The sequence below is a fragment of the Clostridium sp. LS genome, from assembly GCF_002760435.1.
Lineage (GTDB): Bacteria > Bacillota > Clostridia > Clostridiales > Clostridiaceae > Clostridium.
The window spans coordinates 1-879 of sequence record NZ_AUUU01000241.1; the positions used below are offsets into that span (position 1 = coordinate 1).

General features: G+C 29.4%; 1 tRNA gene. It reads right to left on the reverse strand.

What is annotated here, in order from left to right:
• Positions 1-700: 700 nt before the first annotated feature.
• Positions 701-777 (reverse strand) — tRNA-Arg (locus tag COL3_RS26950).
• Between the last annotated feature and the right edge of the window lie 102 nt (positions 778-879).

Here is an 879-nt window from a genome sequence, read left to right on the forward strand (position 1 = left end):
GAATTGCTGGTTTACTTAAATGTATTTATATTATTCTGTTCAATTTTCAAAGACCATTTTCTTTCACAACTTTTGTTGTTTTACTTTTGTAAGTCTCTGTCGCTCTCGACAGCTTGTTTAGTGTATCATCTACTTTCGAGCTTGTCAACAACTTTTTAAAATTCTTTTTCAACTCTTTATTTCAGAGCTTTTCAGATATTCATTTAAGTTGTTTTCCGCTCTCAGCGACGTGTTTTATCTTATCATCTATACTACCCATTCATTTATTTATACCATTACTATTTTCTAAAATCATTCTTATATTTCTTAATATTTCTTCATAATTCTATCTTTTATTGATATTGATACACCAGCTATAGTTGTCTATATAAATGGCCATTGTCTTTCCAGTCATAATAATATTTTTCTATATGTTAAGTATACCCAAACTATATATTTAGTGTTATACTTCATTTTATTTCATATAAAATTATTAAAAATAAAGCATATTAAAATATCTTATCATCTAGTCCATAATATTCTTCAACTATCTCTAGCAATTGCTTAAATGATTGTTCATCTTCATGTAAAATCATTAATTAATGAACTAAAGAGTATGCAGACTGATTAATGCCTGTTTTTTTATAACGGCTTTATAAGGGGCAAAATAAAAATACCAACATTTTAGTCTTTCACTAAAGTGTTGGTATTACTACTTTTTTGGTACACTTGGTGAGATTCGAACTCACGACTTCTGGATTCGAAGTCCAACGCTCTATCCAACTGAACTACAAGTGCATATTCATTTGTATATAAATAAAAACAACTGATATCAGTTGTTTTTTGGAGCGGGTAGTGGGAATCGAACCCACCTTTCCAGCTTGGAAGGCTGGAGTATTA